This window comes from Paraburkholderia sp. J94, from assembly GCF_905220285.1.
Lineage (GTDB): Bacteria > Pseudomonadota > Gammaproteobacteria > Burkholderiales > Burkholderiaceae > Paraburkholderia > Paraburkholderia tropica_A.
In genome coordinates, this window is sequence record NZ_CAJMZH010000011.1 from 237610 (window position 1) to 262465 (window position 24856).

Consider the following 24856-nt stretch of genomic DNA (forward strand, 5'->3'; position numbering starts at 1 on the left):
CACGATTCAGGCAGCGCCGAAGCGGCAGTCTTTTATATATAACGACAAAAAAATCGCCCGAAATGGGCGCGCTGTTGGGTTCTGACTTCGACAATGGTTATCCACGGAGTAGGTAACCATGTCGGGTAGGTCATGCAGCCGGTCAACACGTGAGTAGCGATGCACCCAGATGTCTTCCGGCCTGTTCAAATCAAAAGCTTTATTGGACGGCGGTTGTCACTGGCGTCCCGGTGTATTTGAGTTGCTCGATTTCGTGAGGTGCGGTTTCCGGGTCATCCAGCGTCGGCGTGATATGCCCGACCAGAATGCCCATGCTGATAGAAGTCCGCACGTATTTCGTGTCGCCCGCGTGCAGGGTGAACGTCACCTCTTTCTTCGTCTCGGTCGTCGTTGACACCGTGTAATCGCCGGGAACCTCGTCTACATAAAAGAATCCACCCGGTACGGATCGCCCGACGACCTTGTCGTTAAGCTTGACTTCTGGCTGGATCATGGCGCCGCCGAAACCGTCAGCGCGGAAGAAGTAGATTCGGCCATGATCGGCGGTGAGCGTCGGAATCGACGAGGCCACTTCTTTGTACTGCGGTCCCGATGCACAGCCAGCTGCAAGCATCGTGACGCCGACTGCGAGCGACAGGGTGCGATAGAACGTCTTCATTTCATTATCCCCGGTAGGTTTTGAATTGTTTGAAACGCGGCGATGCCAGGTTGAACAATGTGTTTCGTCCGACGCTGGCATGGTTGATTTACGGCATATGTTTGCAATTCTTTATTGTTCTTTTAAGCCGCCATGGAATGACAGAAATTCGAAACAAGATAGCCATTCAAATTCATTACAAATTGCAGTCTTATGTATTTCAATAATGCATATTGCATTAAGTCAATACATTCACAATTCCAGGCTTGCCTGGATTCCTCGTCGATACAAAGCAAATGTGGACGATGCAACCATCGTACGGGAAGACGGCGGTGCCAAACAATCGGAACAATCCGAACAAACGAGGCCGGGTAGCGAGTCAATATTCGCCAGAAGTGAAGTATCACGTTGCGCCTTCGTGCTCGCCCCGCGTATCTCGGTGCGCGTCTGCATCTCGGTCCGCTGAAGCTGTCATTGCGGCTCGGCGTTTCTGCACTCGCGGCGACGGGCGAAGCCGAGGTGGAATGGCCTGAGGCCTTTGGTCTTTCAGCCCGCAAGTATTCCACCGGCCGGTTTCGGCACGGCGTTCAACAACATGGACACGCAGCTGCATGACGCATGCCGTAGCGACCGTCGGGTGTCGTCTCTTGATTGTCCTGATCCGAGGAGCGAGCCAGTCGAGGCATCGTAACCGTGACGCGTTGCGTGGCCTCGCCGCATTCCGGGCACGATGGCGCACAGTCGCGCATGGCCACACTGCGCGTACTTTCAAACACGCCGCAAGTCTCGCATCGATAATCGTAAAGAGGCATTGCACCTTCCTCGTTCAAAGTTTCAGGGCCGACGATACAACGCAAGTTGGCATACTCTATGCCTGACCGTATACTTATCGTATACTGACAGCATAGTGTCGTCACTCGATATCGTGTCCAATCCGTCCACATCCAATTCCGAGAAGCTAGGCGAACTCGCCTATCAGACGCTGCGCCGCATGATTCTCGATAAGGCGTTGCGCAGCGGCGGTGCCGTCGTCGAAGGGCGGCTCGCGGAAGAACTCAAAATCTCCCGTACGCCCATGCGCGAGGCGCTGTTGCGTCTCGAAGGCGAAGGCCTGCTCGTGCGCGCGGGCGCGCGTTCCTATTCCGTGCGCTTCGTGAGCGTGCAGGAGTACTTTCAGGCGATGAAAGTGCGCGAGATGCTCGAGGTCGAAGCCGTGGGCCTCGCGGTCGGCAAGATCGACAAGAAGCAGCTTCAGGCGCTCATCAAGAAAACGCGTGCCTTGAGCAGCGGCCAGCAGGAGCAGGCGCACTGGCAGGTCGACGACCAGATTCACACGCTCATGGCGCGCGCGGGCGGCAATGAAGTGCTGGCGCGCACCATCGACATCGTGCGCACGAATAGCCGCCTGTTCGAACTCGCCACGCCGTTCAACCGGATCGAAGAGGATCGTGCCGAGCACGTCGCGATTCTCGAAGCCTGTCTCGCGGAAGATGCCGATCTCGCACGCAGCGCCATGCGCACGCATTTGCAGAATCTGCGCCGCTTCGTGCTCGAACGGCTTGCCGAAGGGTCCGGCAGCTAAACTCGTCGCGTCATAAGGAGCGGCACCTGCGCGCCGCTCCTTTCCCTTGGTCTCAACCGCCCAGCAGATTCGTCAGCGCCAGCGCCACCGTGCGCGTGGCAAGACGCACATCTTCGATCTTGACGCGCTCATCCGCGCGATGGCCGTTCGCTTCCAGCAGCGTACGCGGTCCCGCTCCGTAGATCACCGTCGGCACGCCGGCTTCGCAATACAGCCGCGCGTCGGTGTAGAGCGGCACGCCTTCCTCGGGAATGCGCGCGCCCAGCGTGACTTCCGCCGCTTCCTGCAAAGCCGATGCCAAACGCTCCGCACCGTCGATCGGACGCAGCGGCGACGTCACCAGCACTTCGCGAATCTCGACCGAGATGCCGGGCAGCGCCGCGGCCGTCTCGATCACGGAACGCAACTGTGCCAGCACGTCTTGCGCGGACTCCTCGGGCACCACGCGGCGGTCGAGCCGGAAGGTGACCTTGTCGGGCACGACGTTCGTGTTGATGCCGCCTTCGATCAGCCCGACCACGAGCGTCGGGTGCTCGATGCCGGTCGTGGCCGAGCGGATCTGGCGCAGGTCTTCGCGATGCGCGTACAGCGCGTTGAGCACGCGCACGGCGGCTTCGAGCGCGTCGTGCCCGGTGTCGGGGCGCGCCGCATGCGCCGACTTGCCGCGCACGGACACTTCGAGGTGGATCGCGCCATTGTGCGCCGTCGTGATCGCATACGAAAACCCGGCGCAAATCGCGTAGTCCGGCTTCACGATGCCTTCCTTGAGCAACCAGCCGGGACCGATCAGGCCGCCGCTTTCTTCGTCGTAGGTGAGGTGCAATTCGACCGTGCCGGCGAGCGGCGCGCGCGTGTCGATCAGCGCCTTCAGCGCGAACGCATACGTCGCGAAGTCGGACTTCGAAACGGCCGCGCCGCGCCCGTACATCCAGCCGTCGCGAATCTCGGCGCCGTAAGGGTCGGCGCTCCAGCCTTCGCCCGGCGGCACCACGTCGCCGTGCGCGTTGAGCGCGATCACCGGCCCGGCGCCGAAGCGGTGCCGCACGACGAGATTCGTCGCGCTGATCATGCCCGCGCGCTCGACAACCGGCGTCGGGACGCGATGGCGTTCCACGTCGAAGCCGAGTGCTTCGAGCGCCAGCGCCGTCAGTTCGGCGTGCTCCGCGCAGTAGCCGGGCGGATTGTCGGAAGGGCGGCGAACGAGGTCGGCGAGAAACGCGATTTCGTTGTCGAAATTGTGGTCGATGGCCTGGAACAATGCGGTGGTGGTGTGTGCGTCTGTCATTCGATGTGCCTTTAAAACAGGGGCTTTTGATGCGAGCGTTCGAAAATTCCGTTAATGGCGCAGGATCTTGCCGACGAATTCGCGCGTGCGCGTTTCTTGCGGCGAGTCGAAGATTTGCTGCGGCGTGCCGGTTTCGACCACGTGGCCGCCGGCCATGAATACGACTTTCGACGAGACTTCGCGCACGAAGCTCATTTCGTGCGAGACGATGAACATCGTGATGCCGTCCGAGGCCAGCTCGCGAATCGTGTCGAGCACTTCGTTCACGAGTTCGGGGTCGAGCGCGGCGGTGACTTCGTCGAGAAACAGCACCTTGGGTTTGAGCGCGAGCGCACGCGCAATGGCGACGCGCTGCTGCTGTCCGCCGGACAGTTCGTCGGGATACGCTTTCAGGCGATGGCCGAGGCCCACGCGTTCGAGCAGCCGCTTCGCATCGCGCTCGACTTCGGCGCGCGGCCAGCCCTTGATGCGCGTGGGCGTGATGGTCACGTTGTCCATCACGCTCATGTTCTGGAACAGGTTGTACTGCTGGAACACGATGGCGATGTCCGAGCGCAGCGCGCGCACGGCGGCCTTGCTCGCGTAATCGACCTCTTTTCCGTTCAGGCGCACCGCGCCCGCTTCGGGCGGCAGCAGGCCCATCAGCACACGCAGCAGCGTGCTCTTTCCCGAACCTGACGGCCCGATGAGACTGACGATCTCGCCTTTGTCGACGCGCAGGTTGATGCGCTCCAGCACCGTTTGCGTGCCATAGGACGCTTTCAGATCAACGATTTCGAGTTGCGGCAAAATTCTTCTCCAGGCGCTTACCAAGACGCGAGAGGGGATAGGACATGGCGAAATAGAGCACCAGCACCGTGCCGTACACCATCGTCGCGGAAAAGCCTTTGTTGCTGAGCACCTTGCCCGCCGACGTCAGTTCCATGACGCCGATCTGCGAGGCGAGCGCGGTGTCCTTGATGAACATGACGAAGAACGCAAAGGTCGGCGGCAGGATCACGCGCCACGCTTGCGGCATGACGACGTGGCGCAGCGTCTGCATGAAGCTGAAGTTCAGGGTTTGCGCGGCTTCCCATTGATTGCGATGCACGGCATCGAGACCGCTGCGCACGATTTCCCCGAGATACGCGCTCGCGATCAGGCACACGCTGCCGAGCGCCACCGTGAACGTCGAAAAATTCGCGCCGAGCGACTGCGTCACGAAGAACACCAGCATCAGCGTGACGAGAAAGGGCACGCGCCGGAACAGCATGCACCAGACGAATGCCAGCGCGCGCAACGGGGCGGCCGCGCGCGAGCGCGTTGCGCGCACGACGGCGATCGCAAAGCCGCCCGCGAATCCCGCGAGGCAGCCGATGGCGGAGAGCGCAAGCGTAGTACCGAAGCCTTCCAGAAGCAGCAGGAGGTTGTAATGCGAAAACAGTTGCGCGACTTCCTGAATGGTCGAATCTGGCATCAAAACACCTTCACTCTGGCGCGGCAAACGTATCGGCCGAACAGGGCCAGCGCGAGCGTCGCCAGCATTGTGATGACGATATAAATACCCGCCGTCACCGTGAACGCTTCGACGGAAAGATAGGTTTCCGAACTAATGTTGTAAGTGCGGCCGGTGAGTTCTTCCACGCCGAATACCGACGCCATCGAGGTGCCGAGCGTCATCATGATGAACTGATTCGACAAGGGAGGAAACATGACTTTGACCACATGAGGAAAGATCACGTGCTGAACGATCTGCAGCGAGGAAAAGCCCAGCACTTCAGCGGCCTCGATCTCCGTGCGGTGCACGGAGGCAAACCCGGCGCGCTGGATTTCGCACAGATAGGCACCCGCATTGAACGTCGCACCGATCAGCACGGCCGCGTACGGCGAGAGCGTGATGCCCGCTTGCGGCAGCGCGAAAAAGAGAAAGAAGATCTGCACGAGTTGCGGCGTGTTCGTCGCGAACGTCACATACAGGCTCACGACGCGGGCAAGCCACGCCGGTCCGAAACGCTGAATGGACGCGCACGCGAGACCGATCAGCATGCCGAACGCGAAGGCCAGCACGGCGATCTGCAGACTGAGCCACGCGCCGCCGAGCAGATACGGCCATTGCTCGAGAACGGGCCCGAATTGAAGCGTCATGTCGTGTGCGCTCCTTGGGAACAAGGATTAAAGATCAAGGTGCAATCCGCGCAAGCGCCTTGCGGCGCCTGCGTGCGTGTGACTTACTGTGCGGAGGCGACGGCCGGCGGCGCGGCGGTCGGGTCGTACAGCATCGGGCTGCCGAACCAGGTCTTCCAGCTCGCGGCGATATAGCCCGACTTCTGCATGGTCGCGATCTCCTTGTTCAGGCGCTCGGTCAGCGCCGTATTGCCTTTCTTCACGCCCACGCAGTCGTAATCGACTTCGATAGGCGTATCGACCACGCGCCACTTGACCGGATATTGCTTCGTATAACTGAGCATGAAATCCAGCACGTCGATCAGCGCATCCGAGCGGCCTTGCGCGATCGAGCGCACCGCATCGGGGTAGTTGTCGAGCAGCAGCAGTTGCGCCTTCGGCAGCTTGTCCTGAATGAGTTTCACTGGCGTCGTGCCGCGCACCTGCACGAGCCGTACCGACGGATCGTTGAGCTGCGTCCAGTCCTTGTACGGCTTGCCCGCGGTCGTCAGCACGCCGAGCACTTCGGTGTTCACCGGATCGGTGAAGTCGATGACCTTCATGCGGTCGGCGTTGCGCGTCATGCCGCCCATCACCGCGTCGATCTTGTCGGTCATCAGAAACGGAACGCGGTCGTTCGAACCGACCGGGACGATTTCCAGCTTCACGCCGAGGCCGTCGGCGATCTTGCGCGCCACGCTGACGTCGAAGCCGTCGATGTTGTTTTTGGCGTCGTAGGTGCCGAGCGGCGGCAGGTTCGGATTGATCCCGAAGACGATCTTTTTCGAGGCGAGAATTTCGTCGAGCGTGCGCGCGTGAGCGCCGGTAGAACCGAGCAACGCGGCTGCCGCGACCGTCGCGGCAAGCATGCGTCCCAACATCGAAGGTTTCATCTGCTGACTCCGTGAGAAGCGTGAGGGTGGATCGAGGCGACGAACCGTCTGCGCGTGCGCCTTATTTTTGGCGATTTGTCGTATACGGTTCGTATACGATAGGATCAAAACATCGCCTAAATTCCTTGTCAAGCGAGGTGTAAAAAGATGGCTTCGGACGATGGGATGCATGTACACGGTCTGCGCGAAGCGCCGTGCGTCGAGCTGATTTACGACGGCCGGCCCGTGTCCGCGCGCGACGGCGAGAGCGTCGCGGCGGCGCTGTTCGCTCTGGGTATCCGGTGCCTGCGCACGAGTCCGCGCTCGCATGGCGCGCGCGGCATGTTTTGTCTGATGGGTTCGTGTCAGGAATGTCTCGTGATGGTGGACGGCCGGCGCGCGCTGGCATGTCAGACGCCCGTGCGCGCGCAGATGCGCGTGGAGACCGTGGATCTGGACGAAGGCTCGGCGCGCCATGAATGAGTTCGACCTGATCGTGATCGGCGCCGGTCCGGCCGGCGTGCAGGCGGCGCTGGCCGCTTCGTCAAGCGGCCTCACGGTCGCCTTGTTCGATGAAAACGCGCAGGCGGGCGGCCAGGTGTATCGCGCGCCGCATGCGGGCATCCCGGCGCACGGCGAGGCCGACCGGCAAGCCGGCGACGCGTTGCGCCACGCGTTGGCCGCGAGCCCCGTGCGGGTCTTCTCGGCCCACTCGGTCTGGGCCGTGACGGGCGACTATCGCGTCGACGCCGTCGGGCCGGATGGCCCGTTGCATTGCACCGCGCGGGCGTTGATCGTGGCGACGGGCACGACCGAGCGCGTCGTGCCGTTCGAAGGCTGGACCACGCCGGGCGTCATCGGCCTGGCGGCGGCGACCATTCTCTTGAAGGCGCAGGGCGTGCTGCCCGGACGCACGACGCTGGTGGCGGGCTGCGGTCCGTTGCTCGCGGCGGTCGCGGGCAAGACGATCGCGGGCGGCGGCGAAGTCGTGGCTATTGCCGATCTCGCCAGCAGTGCGGACTGGCTGCGCACGCTGCCCGCGCTCGTGACGCGTCCCGACTTGCTGGCGCAGGGCTTTGCGTGGTGGCGCGCGATTCGCCGCGCGGGCACGCCGCGTTACGCGCGTCACACGCTTGAGCGCGTCGAACCCGTGGGCGAGCGCCTGCGCGCGACGCTCGCGCCTTGCGATGCGAGCGGGCGTGCGGTCGCCGGTGCGCGGCGCACGGTGGACGTGGACTGCGTCGCCGTGGGGCACGGCCTCGTGCCGTCGACGGAGATCACGCGGCTTCTGCGCGCGCGCCATCGATACGAGCGCGCGGCGGGCGGATGGATCGCCGATATCGACCGCGATGGCCGCAGCTCGCGCGAACGTCTCTACGTTTGCGGCGACGGCGCGGGCATCGCGGGCGCGGCGGCGGCCGCCGCACACGGCACGCTGGCTGGACTCGCGTGCGCGCGCGACCTCGGCGCGAATCCGTCCATCGTCTCCGATTCGGCAATTGCCTCGGCGCGCGCAACGCACGAACGCGACGCGCGTTTTGGCCGAGCGATGGCGGGCTTGATGGCGCTGCGCGAGGGACACGTGCAAGGCATCGGCGCGGACACGACGGTATGCCGATGCGAGGACGTCACGCGAGCGGAAATCGAAGCCGCCTGCGAGGCTGGCGCGCAGGACGTCAATCAACTCAAGGCGTGGACGCGCTGCGGCATGGGGCCGTGTCAGGGCCGAAGTTGCGGCGACGTCGCTGCCGAGTTGCTGACGCATTGCGCGCCCGGCAAAACGCGCGAAGGCGTGGGCGCATTTTCGGCGCGCACGCCGCTGCGGCCGGTTTCGGTCGCAGCGCTCACGGGCACTTATACCTACGACGACATTCCCATCCCGAAGGCGGCGCCGCTGTGAATACCGCAATGAAATCGATCGCGGCGAGCGCCGCGCAGGGCGGTCGCGACTTCGACGCCGTCGTGGTCGGCGGCGGCGTGATGGGCTGCACGACCGCATTGTTTCTCGCGCGCGGCGGTATGCGTGTGGCGCTCGTCGAGCGCGATGCGCTGTGCCGCGCCGCGTCCGGCGTGAACGCTGGCACGCTCACACTGCATATGACGCGCGCCGCGCTCGTGCCGTACGCCATGCACGCGTGGCACATGTGGATGAACGCCGAAAGCTGGCTCGGCGCGGGCGTGGCGGCGACGGCGGCGCCCGGTCTCTCGCTGGCTTTCACGCCTGCCGAGCAGGAGTTGTTGCGCGCGCGGGCCGCCGCGCGGCGCGAATACGGCGCGCAGATCGGCTTGCTCGATCCCGCCGCCGCGCTCGCCGTCGAGCCGGGTCTCAATCCGCAGATGCTCGAAGCGGCGCACTGCGAGATGGACGGCTTCGCGAGCGCGTATCTGACCGGCCGCGCCTATCGCGCTGCGTTGCGGGCGGCGAACGTCGAGATCGTCGAATACGCGGCGGTCAGCCGTATCGAGCGCGAGCGCGGCGCATATCGCGTGCACGCCGAGCGACGCGACGGCACTGCGCTGCGTCTCGACGGCGCGCGCCTCGTACTGGCGGGCGGCGTGTGGCTCGAACCGATGCTCGCGATGCTCGACGTGCGCGTGCCGGTGAAAACGCTCGTCAACCAGTTGATCGTCACCGAACGCCTGCCGCGCGTGATGCGCACCGTGTTGAGCATCGCCAATGGCTTGCTATCGATGAAGCAGTTCGACAACGGCACGGTGCTGATCGGCGGCGGCTGGCAAGGCGTGGGCGACCGCGTGAACGGCCCCGTCGAAACCATTCCGCAAAACCTGCAAGGCAATCTCCGTCTCGCGCAGCACGTGATCCCCGCACTCGCCGCCGCGCGCGTCGCGCGCATCTGGCTCGGCCTCGAATCGGAAACCGCGGACGCCATGCCAATGCTCGGGCCGATTCCGGGCCACGACGCCGCCTGGGTGATCGGCTGCGTGCATTCCGGCTACACGAGCGGTCCGTTCATGGGGAAGCTGCTCGCGCAGGCGATGCTTGGCAGCGAGCCCGATTTGCCGCTTTTCGATCCCGCGCGGCTCGTTGTCCCGGCCGCCGCCATCTCCACTCATTCCAGCGTTCACCGAGAACCGATGCCATGATTCCCGCTCGCGAATTTCCTTTTCATGGCGTCTACGCCGCCACGTTGTGCCCGCTCGACGCCGACGGTCGGCACCTCGACGAAGATGCGCTGCGCCGCCATCTCGCGCAGGTTGCGTCCGTCGATGGAATAGTCGGACTCCTGATTAATGGTCATGCCGGTGAAAACTTCGCGCTTTCGCGCGAGGAAAAGCGGCGCGTAGTGGAGATCGCACGCGAGATGTGCGGCGCGCAGTCGATCATCGTCGCCGGTATCAATTCCGAGGACAGCTATCAGGCACAAGCGCATGCCGACGATGCGAAAGCGGCAGGCGCCGACGCGCTGCTGCTGTTTCCGCCGTATTCGTGGACGCTGTCCACCGACCTCGCGACGGTCGTCACGCACCATCGCATCACGAACGCGAACGCCCAGTTGCCGCTGATGCTCTATCAGGCGGGCGTGGGCACGGGCGCGATGGCGTACACGCCGGAGATGCTGGCGGCGCTGGTCGCGCTGCCAAACGTCGTCGCGATCAAGGAGGGCAGTTGGGAGACCGCGCGTTATGAGGCGAATCGCCGGCTCGTGCAGGCGCTCGCGCCGCACGTCGCGGTGATGGCTTCGGGCGACGAGCATTTGATGACGTGCTTCGCCGTCGGCACCGAGGGCTCGCTCGTGAGTCTCGCGGCGGTGGTGCCGGAACTGATCGTCGAACTCTATCGCGCGATGCAGGGCAACGATCTCGTGACCGCACGCAAGCTGCACGAGCGCGTGTATCCGCTCGCGAAAGTGATCTACGGCACCGCGCCGGGCTTTCTCGCGAACGCGCGCCTGAAGGCTTGTCTGCATCTGCTCGGCCACCTGCCGGGCGCGGCGATGCGGCCGCCCGTCGCGCCGCTCGACGCGCAGGAGATCCGCAACCTCGAAGCCGCGCTCGCGCACGCGCTGGCCGCCGATTCAATCGATTCAGCCGATTCCGCCGTTCCTCACCGGAGCCATTCATGACCCAAGCGAAGCGAACCCTCATACGCGGCGGCCGCATCGTCACCGCTGTCGACGACTACCATGCCGATATCCTGATCGAAGGCGAACGCATCGTGTGCATCGGCGTGCAGCTCGAAGCCGGACCGGACACGCGCGTGATCGACGCGACGGGGCGGCTCGTGCTGCCCGGCGGCGTGGATGCGCACACGCACATGGAAAACACCTTCGGCCCCTCGGTGACCTGCGATACGTTCGACACGGGCACGCGCTCGGCGGCGTTTGGCGGCACGACGACCATCATCGACTTTGCGTTGCAGGAAACGGGCACGAGTCCGCTCGACGCGATCGCGCGCGCGCAGGCCAAGGCCGCATCGGTCTCGCATATCGACTACAGTTTTCATGTGATTGTGACGCAGGTCGACGAATCGGTGCTCGGCGACATGCGTTACGCGATCCGTCACGAAGGCGTGTCGAGCTTCAAGATGTTCATGGCGTATCCGGGCACCGTCATGTCCGACGACGCCGCGATCTTTCGCGCGATGCGCATGGTCGGTCAGCACGGCGGCATGATCGCGCTGCACGCGGAAAACGGCACGGTCATCGACCTGCTGATTCGCGAGGCGCTTGAGCAAGGCCACACGTCGCCGCGTTATCACGCGCTCACGCGGCCCGCGCTGATGGAAGGCGAGGCCACGCATCGCGGCATCAAACTCGCGGAACTCGCGGAAGCGCCGGTGTATTTCGTCCACCTGTCGGCGAGGGAAGCGCTCAAGCATGTGATCGAGGCGCGCGATCTGGGCATTCCCGTGTTCGCAGAAACCTGCCCGCACTATCTGTTCTTCGACGATTCCGCCTATGCCGACGACAGCTTCGATGTCGCGCGCTACGTGATGAGCCCGCCGCTGCGTTCGAAGGAATCGCAGAACGCGCTGTGGACCGCGCTCAAGACCGATGACCTGCAACTGATCTCGACCGATCATTGCCCGTACTGTTTGAAGGAAGGGCACCTGGGGCGCGTCAATCAGAAGCCGCTCGGCGAGAACGATTTCTCTCGCATTCCCAATGGCGTGCCGGGCGTGGAGACGCGCATGACCGTGGTCTACGACGGCGGCGTGGGCACCGGGCGCATCTCGCTGAACCGCTTCGTGGAATTGACGTCGACCGCGCCAGCGAAACTGTTCGGCCTGTTTCCGCGAAAGGGGACGATTGCGGTGGGCAGCGATGCCGACATCGTGCTGTTCGACCCGGACGCCGCGCAGACGATCAGCGCGCAAACGCAGCATAGCGCGTGCGATTTCACGCTATTCGAAGGGCGCAACGTGACGGGGCAGGTCAAGACGGTGCTGCTGCGCGGTGAATGCCTGATCGAAGAAGGCGAGTGGGTCGGTCCGAGCGGTCAAGGCCAGTTTGTCGCGCGCGGGGAGTTGGGAGCGCATTGGTAGGCGCGCGGTTATCTGAATTGCGCTGATTGCGACGAGAGGAAGCGCGTGTGGGTTTGCTTTCGTCGTTCAGGTTGACGGATTGGGCGTGGTGTCAGCGCAGCGTATTGCGACATGCCGCGTTCAGGGCGATAACGGGCACGAAATCACGGTCGCGTGACTAGAAATGACTGAGCTATGCGGCTGTTTCTGCGTGCTTTGCGTGAATCTGGCGCGCGGAACTAAAATTCGCATTTTTTTAATGTGGAGTGATTTGCTCTCAAGCTGCGTCAAAGCGGCCGTTCAGTCCACTATCAGCCGCCACGTGTCTTCATCGCAAAGGCTCACGCTCTGTCGATTTTCGTACCACCCGTTCACCTCCGGCAAGGATGCTATGACGCGTGGAATACCCTCTGGAAACTCCACGAGGCAGATCGTTTTCCAGCCGTGTGGGACCTCGCCAAACGGTTTGGCATATTGCTGCGTCACTGCTCTGATGACGCAGCGTGTCCTTGTCTCCGACTTCGGGGCGCAGGTTGGAAAGGCGATGGAGAACGTCCGGCCTAAAGGAATATCGGCGTAGGCAAACGAAATGAACAGCACTTCGCAGTGTGCTGGCCGTTCCATTGGCAGTGCTTCCTGGACATGAAACAGGACATCCGGTGACGCTCGACCTTCAACCGCTAGCACGCGTTCATCCAAGGGAACGTCACTCTCCTGTCGCACGAATGGTCTCCTTACGTGTTGGCCTTCTGGGCAACTCTACATCTCGCATTGTCGACGATTCGAGTGGTTGCGCCGAACGTCCCTTCCTGGACGAAGGTGTGAGCGCTCTGTATTGGTCCCACTGCAATTTGAGAAGGGTGAGGCGGCGCCCGAAATCAGAGTGGTCTCGCGTTCTGAGGCAGCGTCGGCCGCTTGCAGCCTCCAGCCGCCGGCAATTGATTCAAGCTTGATCGAGTGTTTAGATATCCAATCGTGCCGCCCAACCCTCCAGGCTCTTGGTAACACCTGTCACCACTCTATGGTCACCTTAGGCATGGTGACTGTCAATCCCACTGCGGCGCAAAAGGAGGGCTGACAAGCCGCTGATCTTTGGGCAATGCAGCAATCGTTTCGCGATCCTCGTCGTCAAGCTGCAGATTGAGCGATTGCAGATTGGACAACTGGTTTGCCCGCCCGCCTGCCTTCGGTACCGCTGCCACGTCCTGCTGATCCAGCAGCCACTTCAGTGCGATCTGCGTAGGCGGCACGTCGTGCTTTGCGGCAATGCGCTGGATCTCCGGTATCTGCGCGACGCTGTTGCGTGCAAGCGGACTATAGGCGATGAGCGCCATATCGTGCCGGCGCGCGAAGTCGAGCAGTTTCACCTGGCCGAGCGCGACGTGGTACTCGACCTGCATGGCAGCCAGCGGCGCCTTCATGTCTTCGACGACTTCACGCAGGAGCGCAAGCGGGAAATTCGCGACTCCGATCGCCCGCGCGCGTCCTTCCTCCTTGAATGACACCAGCGTGTCGATGGTGCGTGCGAGATCCCAATCCTGTGTGGGCCAGTGGATCAAGAACAGGTCGACGTAATCGGAACGTAACGCGCGCAACGTGTTGTCGAACGACGCGCGCATATCGGCGGGACTCAGCCGGTCCCACCAGACCTTGCTGGTCACGTGAACATGCTCGCGCGGCACGGACGATTGAGCGAGGGCCTGTCCAACGGCGTCTTCGTTGTTGTAGGCGGCCGCCGTATCGATATGGCGGTAGCCCAGTTCGAGCGCCTGCGCGACCGCTCGCGTGCATTCTTCGCCGACCATGGGCCACGTGCCGAGGCCGAGTTTCGGCATGTCGAGTTGATGACGATTGACGATTCTTTTCATGACTTGTCGCTCTCCGTTTCAGGCGCACGCCTTGAGCGCGTGCGTGTCCGGCGCCGTGTTCGTCGCAGCGCCGCGTGCAACGTATTTCGCAATGCGCCAGCCGAAAACAATGGCCGGCCCGAGTGTCGTGCCGGGGCCCGGATAGGTGCCCCGGAAGATCGACGCGAGGTCGTTGCCGCAGGCAAAGAGGCCTGCGATCACCTGGCCCGCTTCGTCGAGCACTTCGCCATTGGCGTTGCCGCTCAGGCCCGCGCTGCACGCAAGGTCAGCGGGCTGGACGGTCACGGCGTAATACGGTCCGGGGCCGATCGGCCGGATACAGGGATTGGGCTGTTGACGCGCGTCGCCGTTGAAGCGGTTCATCGGACTCGTGCCGCGTCCGAACGTCAGGTCCTGGCCGGTGGCGGCGTCGCGGTTGTAAGCGTCGACGGTGCGTTCGAGGCCTGCTGCATCCACGTCGAGTTTCGCGGCCAGCTCGGCAATCGTGTTGCCCTTCACCAGATAGCCGGAGCGCTCGAAGGCGGCGATGCGACCCGCGCTGCGTCCCGGCATCAGCAGGCCAAGGCCATATTCATCGATGAAGGCGGCGTCCACGATCAGATGCGCACGCGCGCTCGCGGCGCCATTTTTCTGAGCGTCTCGCAGCATGCCCATCACGAAGTCATGATAGGAGTCCGATTCGTTGACGAAGCGCTTACCATGTCCGTTGACCGCAATGAGTCCGGGTTTCGCACGGTCGAGGATGATGTGCGGCCATACGCTGTCGCCGTCGGGGTTGCCGTTGCGCGCGCGCTGGATCGAGCAGGGCATCCAGAGGCCGGGGCTGTCGCCGCCGTCCTCGACGCGTGCGCCGATGTGCTGGGCGCGATCTACCCCATCGCCCGTATGAGTGAGCGGCGCAAGCGAGAGGCCTCGCGCTGCGGCGGGAAAGAACTGCTTGCGCAGTGTCGGATGGCGCGTGATGCCGCCTGTCGCGAGCACGACGCCGCGCCGCGCGCCGATGCGTCTGCGGCCTCCGTCGGGCGTCGAGACGATGGCGCCCGTCACCCGGCCGTTTTCGCGCACGAGTTCGACCAGCGGCGTGTCGAAGCAGACTTCGATGCCGCGCTTGCACAGGCTGTAATAGAGCCGCGCGGCGAGTGCATTGCCCATGACGAGTTGTGTGCCACGCGGATAACGCACACGGTCGAGCGCATAGCGGCCCACGACCGCCATCGTGCGTTTGAAGTTCGCCAGCGACGCGAACGGTGCGAGCAGGGCGGTCAGGTCGTTTCGCGCGACCATCATGCCGCCGAGCCCCATGAATTCCTTGCGCGGCGGCCGCACGCGCGCGAAGGCGCGGCCGAGCACGCGCGCGTCGAACGGCGCGGGCACCAGCGCACGACCGCCGAATGCCGCACCGGGGCCGCTCACATAGTCGGGATGCGCGGCCGCTGCGATGAACTGCACGTCGCTGATGCGCGCCAGTTCGTCGATCGCCTGCGGGCCGCTCTGCAGGAACGCTTCGCGCTCGGCATCGCCACCGCGTGCGCCGACCACCGACGCCAGAAAGCGCCGCGCATCGTCGACGCTATCGGGCACGCCCGCCTGCGCGCTCAGCGCCGTTCCGGGCACCCAGGTGGTCCCGCCTGAGGTCGACGTGATGCCGCCCACCATCGCGGTCTTTTCGCAGAGCAGCACCTTCAGCTTTTCATGGTCCGCGACCAGCGCGGTGGTCATACCCGCCGCCCCTGCGCCGAATATCAGCAGATCGACCTGCTCGTCCCAGTCATCATGCCTTGTCTGTTGTCCGGCCGCGTCCATGTGCTCGTCTCCTTTGTGCTGTTCGCCGCGCCGGATGGCTAGCGGAAGCGGCGAACAATGTCTTCGATGATTGTGGAATCATATTCCACTTAATTTAAAAGTGGAATAGTATTCAACAAGTAGAAGATGACCCCGCGATAGCGAGGCCTCATGCCACCCGGTTAAAACCGGTGCACGATGCCCACGCCCACCGCCACCTGATTGCGCGTGGAGGAGGGTGTCGAATTGAAGCCGTCGCCGAGCGTGGCAGTCGCGTCGATAATCTGGCCGCGGCCCGCCGTCCCAAGCGTCGATCCGTTGGCATGCTGATACGCCTCGAGCATGTAAAAGCCGGTGCGCACTGACAATGCATAGTATTGGGAGAGATTGAACTGTTGATATTGCGCGGAACTCGCGATGCCGTTAGCTTTGGTGGCGCGCGTATAGCTGTAGCCCGCGCCCAGGTCCCAGGCGACGCCCGGTTTCCAGTGCAGCGTCACGCCTCCCGTGTTGAAGATCGCGGTGTCGGTGAACTTCGACCCCGTGCCGGGGATGTACTGCACATTCGAATACGTCGCCGCCATGTCGAACGCGTCGTTGAAGCGGTAGCTCGCACCGACGGCGAAGCGCTGCTGCGCCTGAGCGGTCTGGTAGCCGTTGGTGAGCGCGGAGACACCGATCTGCGCGCCGTTGTTCGACGTGGTGGATTCCGAGCCGAACGCACCGCCTCCAGGCGTGGAATTGTTGATGCGCGAGAAGCCAGCACCCACACCGAATGGGCCGTTGAGATACTGCAGCGCCACAGACCACGTCGATCCCGCGTTGAGACTGCCCGGCACGCCGCCAGGTGCGTACGACGCACCGAAGCTGAAGCCGTAAAACTTCGGTGACAGGTACTGGATGCTGTTGTTGGCGCGATAGATGGTGTCCAGACCGTCGATGTCGCCAGGATGCGCGCCATAGAATCCGGTAACGGCATTGGTCGGGCTGAACGGCGAAAGCAGCTGGTAGTAGGACGCGTACTGCCGTCCGAGTGAGAGCGTGCCGAAGGAGGCATTGGCAAGGCCGAACCACGACTGCCGTCCGAACATCGCGTTGGTGTACTGCTGGGCGCCGGTCGCCGTGTTGATGCCCGATTCGAGCACGAACAGCGCCTTGGTGCCGCCACCGAGGTCTTCCGATCCCTTGATGCCGAAGCGGCTGCCCGCCCACACGCCGTTGATCATCTTCACCGCGGAATGGCCGCCGGTGGTCGAGCCGAGCGTACTCTGGTTATTGCTCCAGCCGATGCCGGTGTCGACCACGCCGTAGAGCGTCACGCTCGACTGCGCGAAGGCGAACGAGGGGAAAAAGGCAAGCGCGGCTGCACCTGCCGCAACGGTTCTGAGTCCGGTGCTGCGATTCATCGATTGTCTCCTGCTTGTTGTAATGATCGGGTCGAGGTGACGGCGGTATCGTGGGCCGCCGTCGTGCGAGAAGTGAATCAGTGGTCAATCAAAGCCAATCAATAGGTCGCGCGGCCTCCTGAGAGGTCGAAGGTCGCGCCGCTCGAAAACGAGCACTCGTCGGAGGCCAGCCAGGCGACGAGGTTGGCCGCTTCCTGCGGCGTGCCCGCACGTTGCATCGGGATTTTTGCGAGGCTCGCGGCCAGCGCCTCGGACGTCATCTGCGCCAGCAGCGGCGTCTCGATCACGGCGGGTGCGATGCAGTTCACGCGGATGGGCGTGAGCGCCAGCTCCTTGCCCATCGACTTGGTGAAGGCGATCACACCGGCTTTCGCGGCCGAGTACGCCGACATCTGCGCGTTGCCTTCCTTGCCCGCGATGGAGGCCAGGTTGACGATGCGCCCGAAACCGCCTTCGCGCATCGGCTGCACGGCCGCGCGCGAGCACAGGAAGACGCTGCGCAGATTCACGTCGATGCAGCGTTGCCAGGCCGCGATATTGCAATCGTCCACGTTGGCGACCGGGCCGGTTGCGCCCGCGCCGTTCACGAGCACGTGCACGCTGCCGAAGTGCGTGAGCGTGGCGTGCATGGCGGACTCGACCGACGCCGCATCGGTGACATCGACGCGCACGCCGATGGCCGAGCCGCCAGGCAGCGCCGCGGCGGCCTGCGTGGCAGCGTCGCCATCGAGATCCCAGAGCGCCACGCGATGGCCGTCGCGTTGCAGGCGCGCCGCGATGGCGCGGCCCAGCCCGCCCGCGCCGCCGGTCACGATCGCGACCCGCGCGGGCGCATTCATACGGCGTCGTCGAGCAGGAACTCGACCATGCGGTCGCACACACGCGCGAACATCTGCGTGCCGGTCACGGTCTTGCAACCGCGCGCGCGCGCCGCTTCGATAAAGGGCGTGAGCGGCGGTTTGGTGACGACGTCGCCGACGAAGGTGGTGGCGGGCAGGCGCGAGACGTCGATGGGCAGCGGGTCTTCGGGGCGCATGCCCATCGGCGAGGCGTTCACCACCACGTCGAACGATTCGGCTGCCACGTCGCTGCCGGCCACGCGCATCGCGCCGCGCCCGAGCGCCGCGAGCCGCTCGACGAGCGCATTGACGCGCGCGCCATCGTTATCGCGGATGTCGAGCGAGGCGACGCCTGCGTTCACGAGCGCCTGGGCGATGGCCGATCCCGCGCCACCCGCGCCGACCAGCAGGGCGCGCTTGCCGCTCAGGTCGCAGCCCGAGTCCGCGAGTGCGGCGACGAAGCCGGTGCCGTCGAACATGCCGCCGTGCCAGCCACCGTCGGCGCCGCGGCGTAGCGTGTTGGCCGCGCCGAGAAACGCCGCTTCGTCGGCGAGGCTCGTGCAGAAGCCCGCCGCGCTGAACTTGTGCGGCACCGTGATGATCACGCCGTCGACATTGCGCATGGGCGTGACGCCGGCGAAGAACGCTGCCAGATCGTCGGGCGCGACGTGCGCCGGGACGACCAGCGCGTCACGGCCCGCTGCGCGCAGCGCCGCCGTCACGCCTTTGGGCGAGCGCACCTGGGCGATCGGATCGCCGACGATGAAGTAGATGCGCGTGGCGCCGCTCAGTCCCTCGTCGAGCGAAACGGATGTGTCCGCAACGATCTGGGCGGCCGTGAAAGTGGGGGAAGTCATGCTGTTTTCATCTCCTGGGTTGTGCCGGCATCGTCGTGCATGATGCCGAGCAGTTTTGCCTGTGTGAGCGCGTCCTGTTCCAGCGCGCTCGCGCTGCCTTCATAAGCCACGCGGCCGTTGACGAGCACATAGGCGCGATCAGCGATCGGCAGCACCATGTCGGCCTGATGCTCGACGATCACGATGCTTGCGCGCTCGCGCAGCTTGACCACGGCGTCGAGCACTTCCTGCACGACCGCGGGCGCGAGGCCTTCGAACGGCTCGTCGAGCAGGATCGCTCGGGCGGGCGCCATGAGGGCGCGCGCGATCGCCACCATCTGCCGTTCGCCGCCCGACAGATGCTCGGCACGCGCGTCGCGTCGGGTGGCTAGGCGCGGGAACAGCGCGAACATTTCGTCGACGCTCGCGCCGCCCTTGCGCGCCGCGAGGCGCAGGTTCTCGCTCACCGTGAGGTTGGAGAACAGGCGGCGCCCTTCCGGCACCATCGCCAGACCGAGCCGGTTGATGACGTGCGCCGGGCGGCCCGTGATGTCGTGACCCGCGAACGTGATGCGGCCCGCCGTGAGCTGCGCCACGCCGGTGGCGGCACGTAGCGTTGTGGTCTTGCCCACGCCGTTACGCCCGAGGATTGCGATGACCTCGCCTTCGTTGAGCGTGAGATCGATGCCGTCGAGAATCGTGTTGCCTGCGTAGCCCGCCTTGACGCCTTCGAGACGCAGCAGCGCGCGGGGCGTTGCGGTCGCATCGGCGACCTGCGCCACCGCGCCGCCGCGCGCGGCCAGACGCGCGTCGACAGGCCGTTGTCCTTTGGCATGGCCCATATAGGCCTCGATCACTTCGGGGTGCCGGGCCACTTCGGCGGGCGAACCGTCTGCTATCAACCGGCCGCGATGCAGCACGCTCACGCGATCCGAAATGGTGAGCACGCGGTCGATGTCATGCTCGATCAGCAGCACGGCGTGATGGTTGGCGAGTTCGCGGATGATGTGGGCGACGCGTGCGCGATCGGCTTCGGCGAGACCCGCGAGCGGTTCGTCGAGCAGCAGCAGGCGTGCGTCGGTCGCCAGCGAAAGCGCGATTTCCAGCAGGCGCTGCTCGCCGTGCGAGAGACTTTCGCAGCTGTGCGCCGCGCGATCGGCCAGACCGACCGCCGCGAGCAGCGACCACGTGCGGGCGTTCTGCTTGTCGAGTTCATGCGCATCGCGCCACAGGCCAAGCCGCTCGCGCTGCGCGGCCTGCACCGCCACGCGCACGTTCTCGAACACCGTGAGGTTGCGGAACACGCTGAGGATCTGGAACGAGCGGCTCATCCCCAGACGCACGCGGCGGAACATCGGCAGCTTCGTCACGTCGCGGCCATCGAAGACAATTGCGCCCGCGCTCGGCGACAGCACGCCCGTGAGCATGTTGAAGAAAGTCGTCTTGCCCGCGCCGTTCGGGCCGATAAAGCTGTGCAGACGGAACGGAAACACATCGAGGTCGATCTGCTCGGCGGTCACGAGCGAGCCAAAGCGCTTGGACAAGCCGCGCACACTCAGCACCGGCCTGGCGGGATCGGCGTCCACGCGGCTCGCGCGATAGGGGGCGATGATTTCCGGGCGCGTGGGAATCGTGTCGCGCACGAGCGTCCAGCGGGGCCGGCGCAGCAGCCGTTGCACGAGACCCTGAATACCCTCGGGCGAGAAGAACGCGAACGCGATGATGATCGGCGCGAAGATCAGCCACCAGTGCTCGGTGAGGCTGCTGAGCTTGTCTTCGAGCAGGATGAAGGCAATCGCGCCCCACAGCGGTCCGAGAAACTGATGGACGCCGCCCAGCACCGTCATCAGCAGGCTGTCGCCCGCGTGCTCCCAGCTCAGGTTGTTCGCATAGGCGCCTTGCAGCATCAGGCAGAGCAGGCCGCCCGCATAGCCGATGACCGCAGCCGAAATCACAAACGCCTGCAGCTTGAGCCGGTAGGTGTCGTAGCCGAGGCTCGCGGCGCGCTGCTCGTTGTCGCGCAGCGCCTGCAGCGCGCGCCCGAACGGCGCATGCACGAGCCGCCAGAGCGCCCATGCCACGGCGATCACCGTCACGCAGGCGAACACATGAAAGCCCGCAGTGCTCGAAAAGGTCGGGCGCGGCACGTTCTGCAGGCCGTTTTCGCCGCCGGTCACGTCGGTCCATTTGAAGGCAATCTCGAAGGCGATCTGCGAGCAGGCGAGCGTGAGCAGCGAGAAGTAGAGCCCGCGCCGGCGCAGCACCACCGCACCGATCAGCGCGGCCATCGCCGCCGTCAGGATCACGCTGGCGGCAAGCGCGAGCATCTCGTTGCCGATGAAGCGCAGTAGCGAGACCGCGACCAGGTACGTCGAGGTGCCGAAAAACACCGAAGCGCCGAACGGCACCAGCCCCGTGTAGGCGACCAGCAGGTTCACGCCCATGCCGTAGAGCGTGTAGATGGCGATCTGCGTTGCGCGTTCGAGCGGCGTGCCGCTGGCCGTGAGTGCGAGCGAAACGACGATCAGGCTGATGGTCAGGACAGCGACCGGATGCCGTGTGAGATTGGCGAGGTTCATTCGAAGCGCTCCCAGCGTTCACCAAAAAGCCCGCGAGGGCGCACGAGCAGGACGAGGGCCATCAGCACGTACATCGCCACCGACGAGCCTTCGGGGAAAAACTGCACCGCCAGCGCCGTGACGACGCCCACCAGCAGCCCCGCAACCACGGCGCCCGCGAACGAGCCGAGCCCTCCGATCGTCACGATCACGAAGGCGGGCATGACCGCGGCGGTCGCCATGCCGGGCGTGACGGTCAGCAGCGGCGCGGCGAGCAGACCGGCCGCGCCGGCCAGCAGCGCGCCGAGCGCGAATGCGCCGGTCAGCACGCGCGGCAGATTGATGCCGAGCAGCCCGACCATTTCCGGGTCACGGCTGCCCGCGCGAAGGATGCGGCCGTAGGGCGTGTACTTCATGAACGCCCACAGCGCGACAAGAATCGCGATCGTCGCGGCCAGCACGAACAGGCGGTACTTCGTGATGAGCAGCGGGCCATAGACGAGAAAGCCGCCGAGCGCTTCCGGCGGGCTGAACGGCAGGCCGCCCGCGCCCCAGATGAGGCGCGTGAGCGCCGTGATGAGCAGCGAGAGCGCGAACGTGACGATCAGGCTGAGCAGCGGCTCTTTGCCGTAGAGCCGACGAATAAAGATCACTTCGATGAGCACGCCCACGACGGCGACCAGCACGGGCGCGAGTGCGACTGCGCCCCAGCCGAACTGCGTGGACAGCGCGATGGCGAAGTACGCGCCCAGTGCGAACAGCGCGCCGTGTGCGAAATTGACGATACCCAGCAGCCCGCAGATGATCGACAGACCGATCGCGAGCAGCACGTAGAGGAAACCCAGCACCAGTCCATTGACGACCTGGGACAACACCATTTCTGCCATTCCCATACTCCAGATTGCGGCGCAGCCGCGAGCTTCGTGCTGCGCGCGCGGGATTAGTCAGGTTTGAATGCAGCGAGTGTGCGGCGCATCAGCGGGCCGCCATCGTGCAGCCGATCTCCTGGCGCGAGCCGTAGAGCCGGTCGAGATCGGTGGTGTTTTGCGGCACGACCGAGACCTGGTTGAGCCAGTCCCATTTGTCGGTGATGTGGTCCTTGACCTTGAACACGGTCCAGCGCCGCAGAAGCTGGTGATCCCACGGGCGGAAATACGCGGGGCCGCTGCTGTCGCCGACCTGCACGGTTTCGAGGCTTTGCACGATGTCCGCACCCGAGGTGCTTTTCGCCTCGTTCACGGCTTTGAGGAGCGCGCGCGCGGTGAACCAGCCGATCCACGCCTTATCGGCGGGCGGCTTGCCGTATTTGGCCGAGTACTGCTTGATGAAGGCGACTTCCTCGGGCGAGTGGCCCGGCGAGCTGAAATGCCAGGGCTTGCCGTAATAGCCGGTTGCGGCGTCGACGTTGATCGACCAGAGATCCGAATCGCCGATGATCGGACAAGCCACCGGGATCTGGCCTTTCATGCCCATTTCCGCGTACTGCTTGAGGAAGGTCGAGAGGTCGCCGCCCGGCAGGCCGAGCAGCACGACATCGGGTTTCGACTGGCGGATCTTGAGAATGAAGGAGCTGAAGTCGGTGGTGTTCAGCGGCGTGACGTCCGCGCCCACGATCGTGCCGCCCGACTGCTTGAGCAGATCCGACATCGAACGCTGGATGTCCTGCCCATACGCGTAGTTCGCGACCAGGAAGTGCCACTTCTTGCCGATGGCCAGCAGCGAGGGCGCGAGCGCGCGGCAGGTGACGGGCGTCGGGCTCAGAACGCGGAAGGTGTACGGATTGCAGCTGCTGCCGGTCAATTCGCGCGCGGCGGCGTTGGGGGCGATATAGGGCGTTTTCGTGCGCATCGCCACCGACGACATGGCGAGCGACGTGCCGCTGTTGGTGCCGCCGATCACCGCAATCGCCTTGTCCTGCTCGACGAGCTTCTGCATGTTCTGCTGCGCCGACTGCGGGTTCGGCTCGTCGTACCAGACCAGTTCGAGCCGGCGCCCGCGCGCCTGATTGCCCGCCTGATCGAGCGCGAGCTTCACACCGTTGGCGATGACTTCGCCTTGCTCCGTCCAGACGCCCTGCTTGGCCATCAGCAGGCCGAGCTTGAGCGGCTGCTCGCCCTGCGCTCGCACGATGGCGGGAGCCGCGAGCACGGCCGCCCCGCCTGCCAGCGCCTTGCCAGCGGTGGCAAGCCAGGCGCGCCGCGAGAAGCCCGCCACTGACGCATCGGGCGAAGTGGTTGTGTCGGCAATCGATGCTTCGGGAGCCGAAAGGTGGCTGTCCTCAAGATGCTTTTTCGTCATGTGTCTCCGCTCCTGTCCCGTTGAATGGGTCGTTTCCTTGTGTCCGGCACACCGGTCGAAAGCGTTGCGCCGAAAGTTTTTTGTGAACTCTAGTTCGAATTGGAATAGTATTCAACAATCAAAGCAAATTTCAGGGTATCGGGGTATTCACCCGTAGCCGCACCTGGAGCGCAATCTTTCAACTGAGGAAAAGGAGGAGACAGACGATGGCAAGGAGACAACTGGCGGTGATCGGCGCGGGGGCGATCGGAAGGATGCATGTGGAGCGCGCACGGCTTCATCCGCAGGTGCAGGTGATGGCGATTGCCGATCCCTCACCCGCCGCGCGGCAATTCGCCGAAGCCGAAGGGCTGCGCTGGTTCGCCGGTTACGAAGCGATGCTCGACGAAATGCGCCCCGAAGGGGTGATCGTCGCGACGCCCAACGCCACCCATGTGGAGGTCGGGCTCGCGTGCGTGGCGCGCGGCATTGCCGCGCTGATCGAAAAGCCGGTGGCCGATCATGTGGAAGACGCGCTGCGGCTCGATCGCGCCGCGCGCGAGGCGGGCGTGCCCTTACTGGTGGGCCACCATCGCCGTCACAATCCGATCCTGCGCCGGACACGCGAGATCGTGCGCGCGGGGCGGCTGGGCAAGCCGGTGGCAGCCAATGCGCTTGCCACTTTCTACAAGCCCGATGCGTATTTCGACATGCAGTGGCGTCGCGAGGCGGGCGGCGGCCCCGTGCTCATCAACCTGATTCACGACATCGACATCATGCGGTTCCTGCTGGGCGAGATCGTCGAGGTGCAGGCGCAAACCTCGAACAGCGTGCGCGGTTTCGCGGTGGAAGACACGGCGGCGGTGCTGCTGCGTTTCGAGAGCGGCGCGCTCGGCACGCTGGTGGTTTCCGATACGGCCGCAGCGCCGTGGAACTGGGATCTCGCGGCGGGCGAGGCTGCGCATTACCCGCGCCAGCAGGAGAACACCCACTTCCTGATCGGCACGGATGCGTCGTTGACGTTGCCGCAGCTCGATGTCTGGGAATACCGCAGCGGCAAGGGCTGGCACGAGCCGTTGACCGTCGAGCGCAGCACGCCGCACGCGGGCGATCCTTATCACGAGCAGTTGCGCCATTTCGCGGCGGTCATCGCGCGCGAAGAGGCCGCCGTGTGTGCCGCCGACGATGGCGCACGCACGCTGGCGGCGACGCTGGCGGTCCATCGCGCGGCGTCGCTGCGTGTGCCGGTCGCGCCTGCAGTCATGCAGGCGGGCAACGGATAAACGA

The 24856-nt window shown here is 64.6% G+C and carries 22 protein-coding genes; 7 read left to right on the top strand and 15 right to left on the bottom strand.

From position 1 onward, the window contains the following. Positions 1-199 precede the first annotated feature (199 nt). Together U4Y88_RS24430 and U4Y88_RS24435 are read right to left on the bottom strand one after the other, a co-directional pair. Entirely contained in the window at positions 200-658 is a 459-nt protein-coding gene (locus U4Y88_RS24430; protein WP_224011193.1) for a DUF2846 domain-containing protein, read from the bottom strand. 566 nt (positions 659-1224) lie between these two features. Continuing rightward, entirely contained in the window at positions 1225-1581 is a 357-nt protein-coding gene (locus U4Y88_RS24435; RefSeq protein ID WP_321787014.1) for an FmdB family zinc ribbon protein, read from the bottom strand. Here U4Y88_RS24435 and U4Y88_RS24440 point away from each other — a divergent pair. Next, entirely contained in the window at positions 1545-2219 is a 675-nt protein-coding gene (locus tag U4Y88_RS24440; RefSeq protein WP_224011189.1) for a GntR family transcriptional regulator, read from the top strand. The two genes, U4Y88_RS24435 and U4Y88_RS24440, sit on opposite strands and share 37 nt — an antisense overlap. A 52-nt stretch (positions 2220-2271) precedes the next feature. Here U4Y88_RS24440 and U4Y88_RS24445 read toward each other — a convergent pair whose 3' ends face one another. The 5 genes from U4Y88_RS24445 to U4Y88_RS24465 form a co-directional block, all read right to left on the bottom strand. Then, a complete protein-coding gene (locus tag U4Y88_RS24445) occupies positions 2272-3504 on the bottom strand; it encodes an ArgE/DapE family deacylase (protein ID WP_321787017.1) in 1233 nt (410 codons plus the stop codon). 51 nt (positions 3505-3555) lie between these two features. Next, the gene (locus tag U4Y88_RS24450; protein WP_224011185.1) at positions 3556-4293 is read right to left on the bottom strand and encodes an amino acid ABC transporter ATP-binding protein; all 738 of its coding nucleotides are present in this window, start codon (positions 4291-4293) and stop codon (positions 3556-3558) included. Further along, positions 4271-4960: an amino acid ABC transporter permease gene (locus U4Y88_RS24455; protein ID WP_310631383.1), complete on the bottom strand. Its 690-nt coding sequence runs from the start codon at positions 4958-4960 to the stop codon at positions 4271-4273. Before U4Y88_RS24455 ends, U4Y88_RS24450 begins: the two co-directional genes overlap by 23 nt. Beyond that, positions 4960-5628, bottom strand: coding sequence for an amino acid ABC transporter permease (locus tag U4Y88_RS24460; protein WP_321787019.1), 669 nt, complete (start codon positions 5626-5628; stop codon positions 4960-4962). The genes U4Y88_RS24455 and U4Y88_RS24460 overlap by 1 nt, the downstream gene beginning before the upstream one ends. Before the next feature lie 83 nt (positions 5629-5711). Next, on the bottom strand, positions 5712-6539 hold the full coding sequence (locus U4Y88_RS24465; protein ID WP_321787022.1) for a transporter substrate-binding domain-containing protein: 828 nt from the start codon (positions 6537-6539) through the stop codon (positions 5712-5714). 147 nt (positions 6540-6686) lie between these two features. On the opposite strand from U4Y88_RS24465, the gene U4Y88_RS24470 reads away from it, so the two are divergent. From U4Y88_RS24470 to hydA, 5 genes are read left to right on the top strand one after another with little or no spacing between them, the layout of a single operon-like run. Then, a complete protein-coding gene (locus tag U4Y88_RS24470) occupies positions 6687-7001 on the top strand; it encodes a (2Fe-2S)-binding protein (RefSeq protein ID WP_224011177.1) in 315 nt (104 codons plus the stop codon). Further along, a complete protein-coding gene (locus U4Y88_RS24475; RefSeq protein WP_321787024.1) occupies positions 6994-8418 on the top strand; it encodes an NAD(P)/FAD-dependent oxidoreductase in 1425 nt (474 codons plus the stop codon). The genes U4Y88_RS24470 and U4Y88_RS24475 overlap by 8 nt, the downstream gene beginning before the upstream one ends. Next, positions 8415-9623, top strand: coding sequence for an FAD-binding oxidoreductase (locus U4Y88_RS24480; RefSeq protein ID WP_321787026.1), 1209 nt, complete (start codon positions 8415-8417; stop codon positions 9621-9623). Before U4Y88_RS24475 ends, U4Y88_RS24480 begins: the two co-directional genes overlap by 4 nt. Beyond that, on the top strand, positions 9620-10603 hold the full coding sequence (locus U4Y88_RS24485) for a dihydrodipicolinate synthase family protein (protein ID WP_321787029.1): 984 nt from the start codon (positions 9620-9622) through the stop codon (positions 10601-10603). Before U4Y88_RS24480 ends, U4Y88_RS24485 begins: the two co-directional genes overlap by 4 nt. Continuing rightward, a complete protein-coding gene (gene hydA, locus U4Y88_RS24490; protein ID WP_321787032.1) occupies positions 10600-12024 on the top strand; it encodes a dihydropyrimidinase in 1425 nt (474 codons plus the stop codon). The genes U4Y88_RS24485 and hydA overlap by 4 nt, the downstream gene beginning before the upstream one ends. Before the next feature lie 1025 nt (positions 12025-13049). Here hydA and U4Y88_RS24495 read toward each other — a convergent pair. The 8 genes from U4Y88_RS24495 to U4Y88_RS24530 form a co-directional block, all read right to left on the bottom strand. Beyond that, positions 13050-13871 carry an aldo/keto reductase gene (locus U4Y88_RS24495; protein ID WP_321787034.1) on the bottom strand — a complete coding sequence of 274 codons (822 nt, stop codon included), beginning with the start codon at positions 13869-13871 and terminating at the stop codon, positions 13050-13052. An 18-nt stretch (positions 13872-13889) separates the two neighbouring features. After that, positions 13890-15674, bottom strand: a complete 1785-nt coding sequence (locus tag U4Y88_RS24500) for an FAD-binding protein (protein ID WP_321787036.1) — start codon at positions 15672-15674, stop codon at positions 13890-13892. A gap of 161 nt (positions 15675-15835) precedes the next feature. After that, positions 15836-17059: a porin gene (locus U4Y88_RS24505; protein WP_310633527.1), complete on the bottom strand. Its 1224-nt coding sequence runs from the start codon at positions 17057-17059 to the stop codon at positions 15836-15838. 98 nt (positions 17060-17157) lie between these two features. Beyond that, positions 17158-17898, bottom strand: a complete 741-nt coding sequence (locus U4Y88_RS24510) for an SDR family NAD(P)-dependent oxidoreductase (protein WP_321787038.1) — start codon at positions 17896-17898, stop codon at positions 17158-17160. Further along, positions 17895-18755, bottom strand: a complete 861-nt coding sequence (locus U4Y88_RS24515; protein WP_321787040.1) for a shikimate dehydrogenase — start codon at positions 18753-18755, stop codon at positions 17895-17897. The genes U4Y88_RS24510 and U4Y88_RS24515 overlap by 4 nt, the downstream gene beginning before the upstream one ends. After that, the gene (locus U4Y88_RS24520) at positions 18752-21313 is read right to left on the bottom strand and encodes a branched-chain amino acid ABC transporter ATP-binding protein/permease (RefSeq protein ID WP_321787042.1); all 2562 of its coding nucleotides are present in this window, start codon (positions 21311-21313) and stop codon (positions 18752-18754) included. The genes U4Y88_RS24515 and U4Y88_RS24520 overlap by 4 nt, the downstream gene beginning before the upstream one ends. Continuing rightward, on the bottom strand, positions 21310-22179 hold the full coding sequence (locus tag U4Y88_RS24525) for a branched-chain amino acid ABC transporter permease (protein ID WP_321787044.1): 870 nt from the start codon (positions 22177-22179) through the stop codon (positions 21310-21312). Before U4Y88_RS24525 ends, U4Y88_RS24520 begins: the two co-directional genes overlap by 4 nt. 88 nt (positions 22180-22267) lie before the next feature. After that, positions 22268-23590 carry an ABC transporter substrate-binding protein gene (locus tag U4Y88_RS24530; RefSeq protein ID WP_321787047.1) on the bottom strand — a complete coding sequence of 441 codons (1323 nt, stop codon included), beginning with the start codon at positions 23588-23590 and terminating at the stop codon, positions 22268-22270. A gap of 206 nt (positions 23591-23796) precedes the next feature. Here U4Y88_RS24530 and U4Y88_RS24535 point away from each other — a divergent pair, with 206 nt between their 5' ends. Continuing rightward, positions 23797-24852 (top strand): Gfo/Idh/MocA family oxidoreductase, encoded by a 1056-nt coding sequence (locus U4Y88_RS24535; RefSeq protein ID WP_321787049.1) that lies wholly within the window; start codon positions 23797-23799, stop codon positions 24850-24852. The last annotated feature ends 4 nt before the right edge of the window (positions 24853-24856 follow it).

Bases quoted from the DNA above. Each gene is read 5' to 3' on its own strand.
- U4Y88_RS24430 (WP_224011193.1), bottom strand. From the start codon at position 658: ATGAAGACGTTCTATCGCACCCTGTCGCTCGCAGTCGGCGTCACGATG.
- U4Y88_RS24435 (WP_321787014.1), bottom strand. From the start codon at position 1,581: ATGTGGACGGATTGGACACGATATCGAGTGACGACACTATGCTGTCAG.
- U4Y88_RS24445 (WP_321787017.1), bottom strand. From the start codon at position 3,504: ATGACAGACGCACACACCACCACCGCATTGTTCCAGGCCATCGACCAC.
- U4Y88_RS24455 (WP_310631383.1), bottom strand. From the start codon at position 4,960: ATGCCAGATTCGACCATTCAGGAAGTCGCGCAACTGTTTTCGCATTAC.
- U4Y88_RS24460 (WP_321787019.1), bottom strand. From the start codon at position 5,628: ATGACGCTTCAATTCGGGCCCGTTCTCGAGCAATGGCCGTATCTGCTC.
- U4Y88_RS24465 (WP_321787022.1), bottom strand. From the start codon at position 6,539: ATGAAACCTTCGATGTTGGGACGCATGCTTGCCGCGACGGTCGCGGCA.
- U4Y88_RS24470 (WP_224011177.1), top strand. From the start codon at position 6,687: ATGGCTTCGGACGATGGGATGCATGTACACGGTCTGCGCGAAGCGCCG.
- U4Y88_RS24475 (WP_321787024.1), top strand. From the start codon at position 6,994: ATGAATGAGTTCGACCTGATCGTGATCGGCGCCGGTCCGGCCGGCGTG.
- U4Y88_RS24485 (WP_321787029.1), top strand. From the start codon at position 9,620: ATGATTCCCGCTCGCGAATTTCCTTTTCATGGCGTCTACGCCGCCACG.
- hydA (WP_321787032.1), top strand. From the start codon at position 10,600: ATGACCCAAGCGAAGCGAACCCTCATACGCGGCGGCCGCATCGTCACC.
- U4Y88_RS24495 (WP_321787034.1), bottom strand. From the start codon at position 13,871: ATGAAAAGAATCGTCAATCGTCATCAACTCGACATGCCGAAACTCGGC.
- U4Y88_RS24500 (WP_321787036.1), bottom strand. From the start codon at position 15,674: ATGGACGCGGCCGGACAACAGACAAGGCATGATGACTGGGACGAGCAG.
- U4Y88_RS24505 (WP_310633527.1), bottom strand. From the start codon at position 17,059: ATGAATCGCAGCACCGGACTCAGAACCGTTGCGGCAGGTGCAGCCGCG.
- U4Y88_RS24510 (WP_321787038.1), bottom strand. From the start codon at position 17,898: ATGAATGCGCCCGCGCGGGTCGCGATCGTGACCGGCGGCGCGGGCGGG.
- U4Y88_RS24515 (WP_321787040.1), bottom strand. From the start codon at position 18,755: ATGACTTCCCCCACTTTCACGGCCGCCCAGATCGTTGCGGACACATCC.
- U4Y88_RS24520 (WP_321787042.1), bottom strand. From the start codon at position 21,313: ATGAACCTCGCCAATCTCACACGGCATCCGGTCGCTGTCCTGACCATC.
- U4Y88_RS24525 (WP_321787044.1), bottom strand. From the start codon at position 22,179: ATGGCAGAAATGGTGTTGTCCCAGGTCGTCAATGGACTGGTGCTGGGT.
- U4Y88_RS24530 (WP_321787047.1), bottom strand. From the start codon at position 23,590: ATGACGAAAAAGCATCTTGAGGACAGCCACCTTTCGGCTCCCGAAGCA.
- U4Y88_RS24535 (WP_321787049.1), top strand. From the start codon at position 23,797: ATGGCAAGGAGACAACTGGCGGTGATCGGCGCGGGGGCGATCGGAAGG.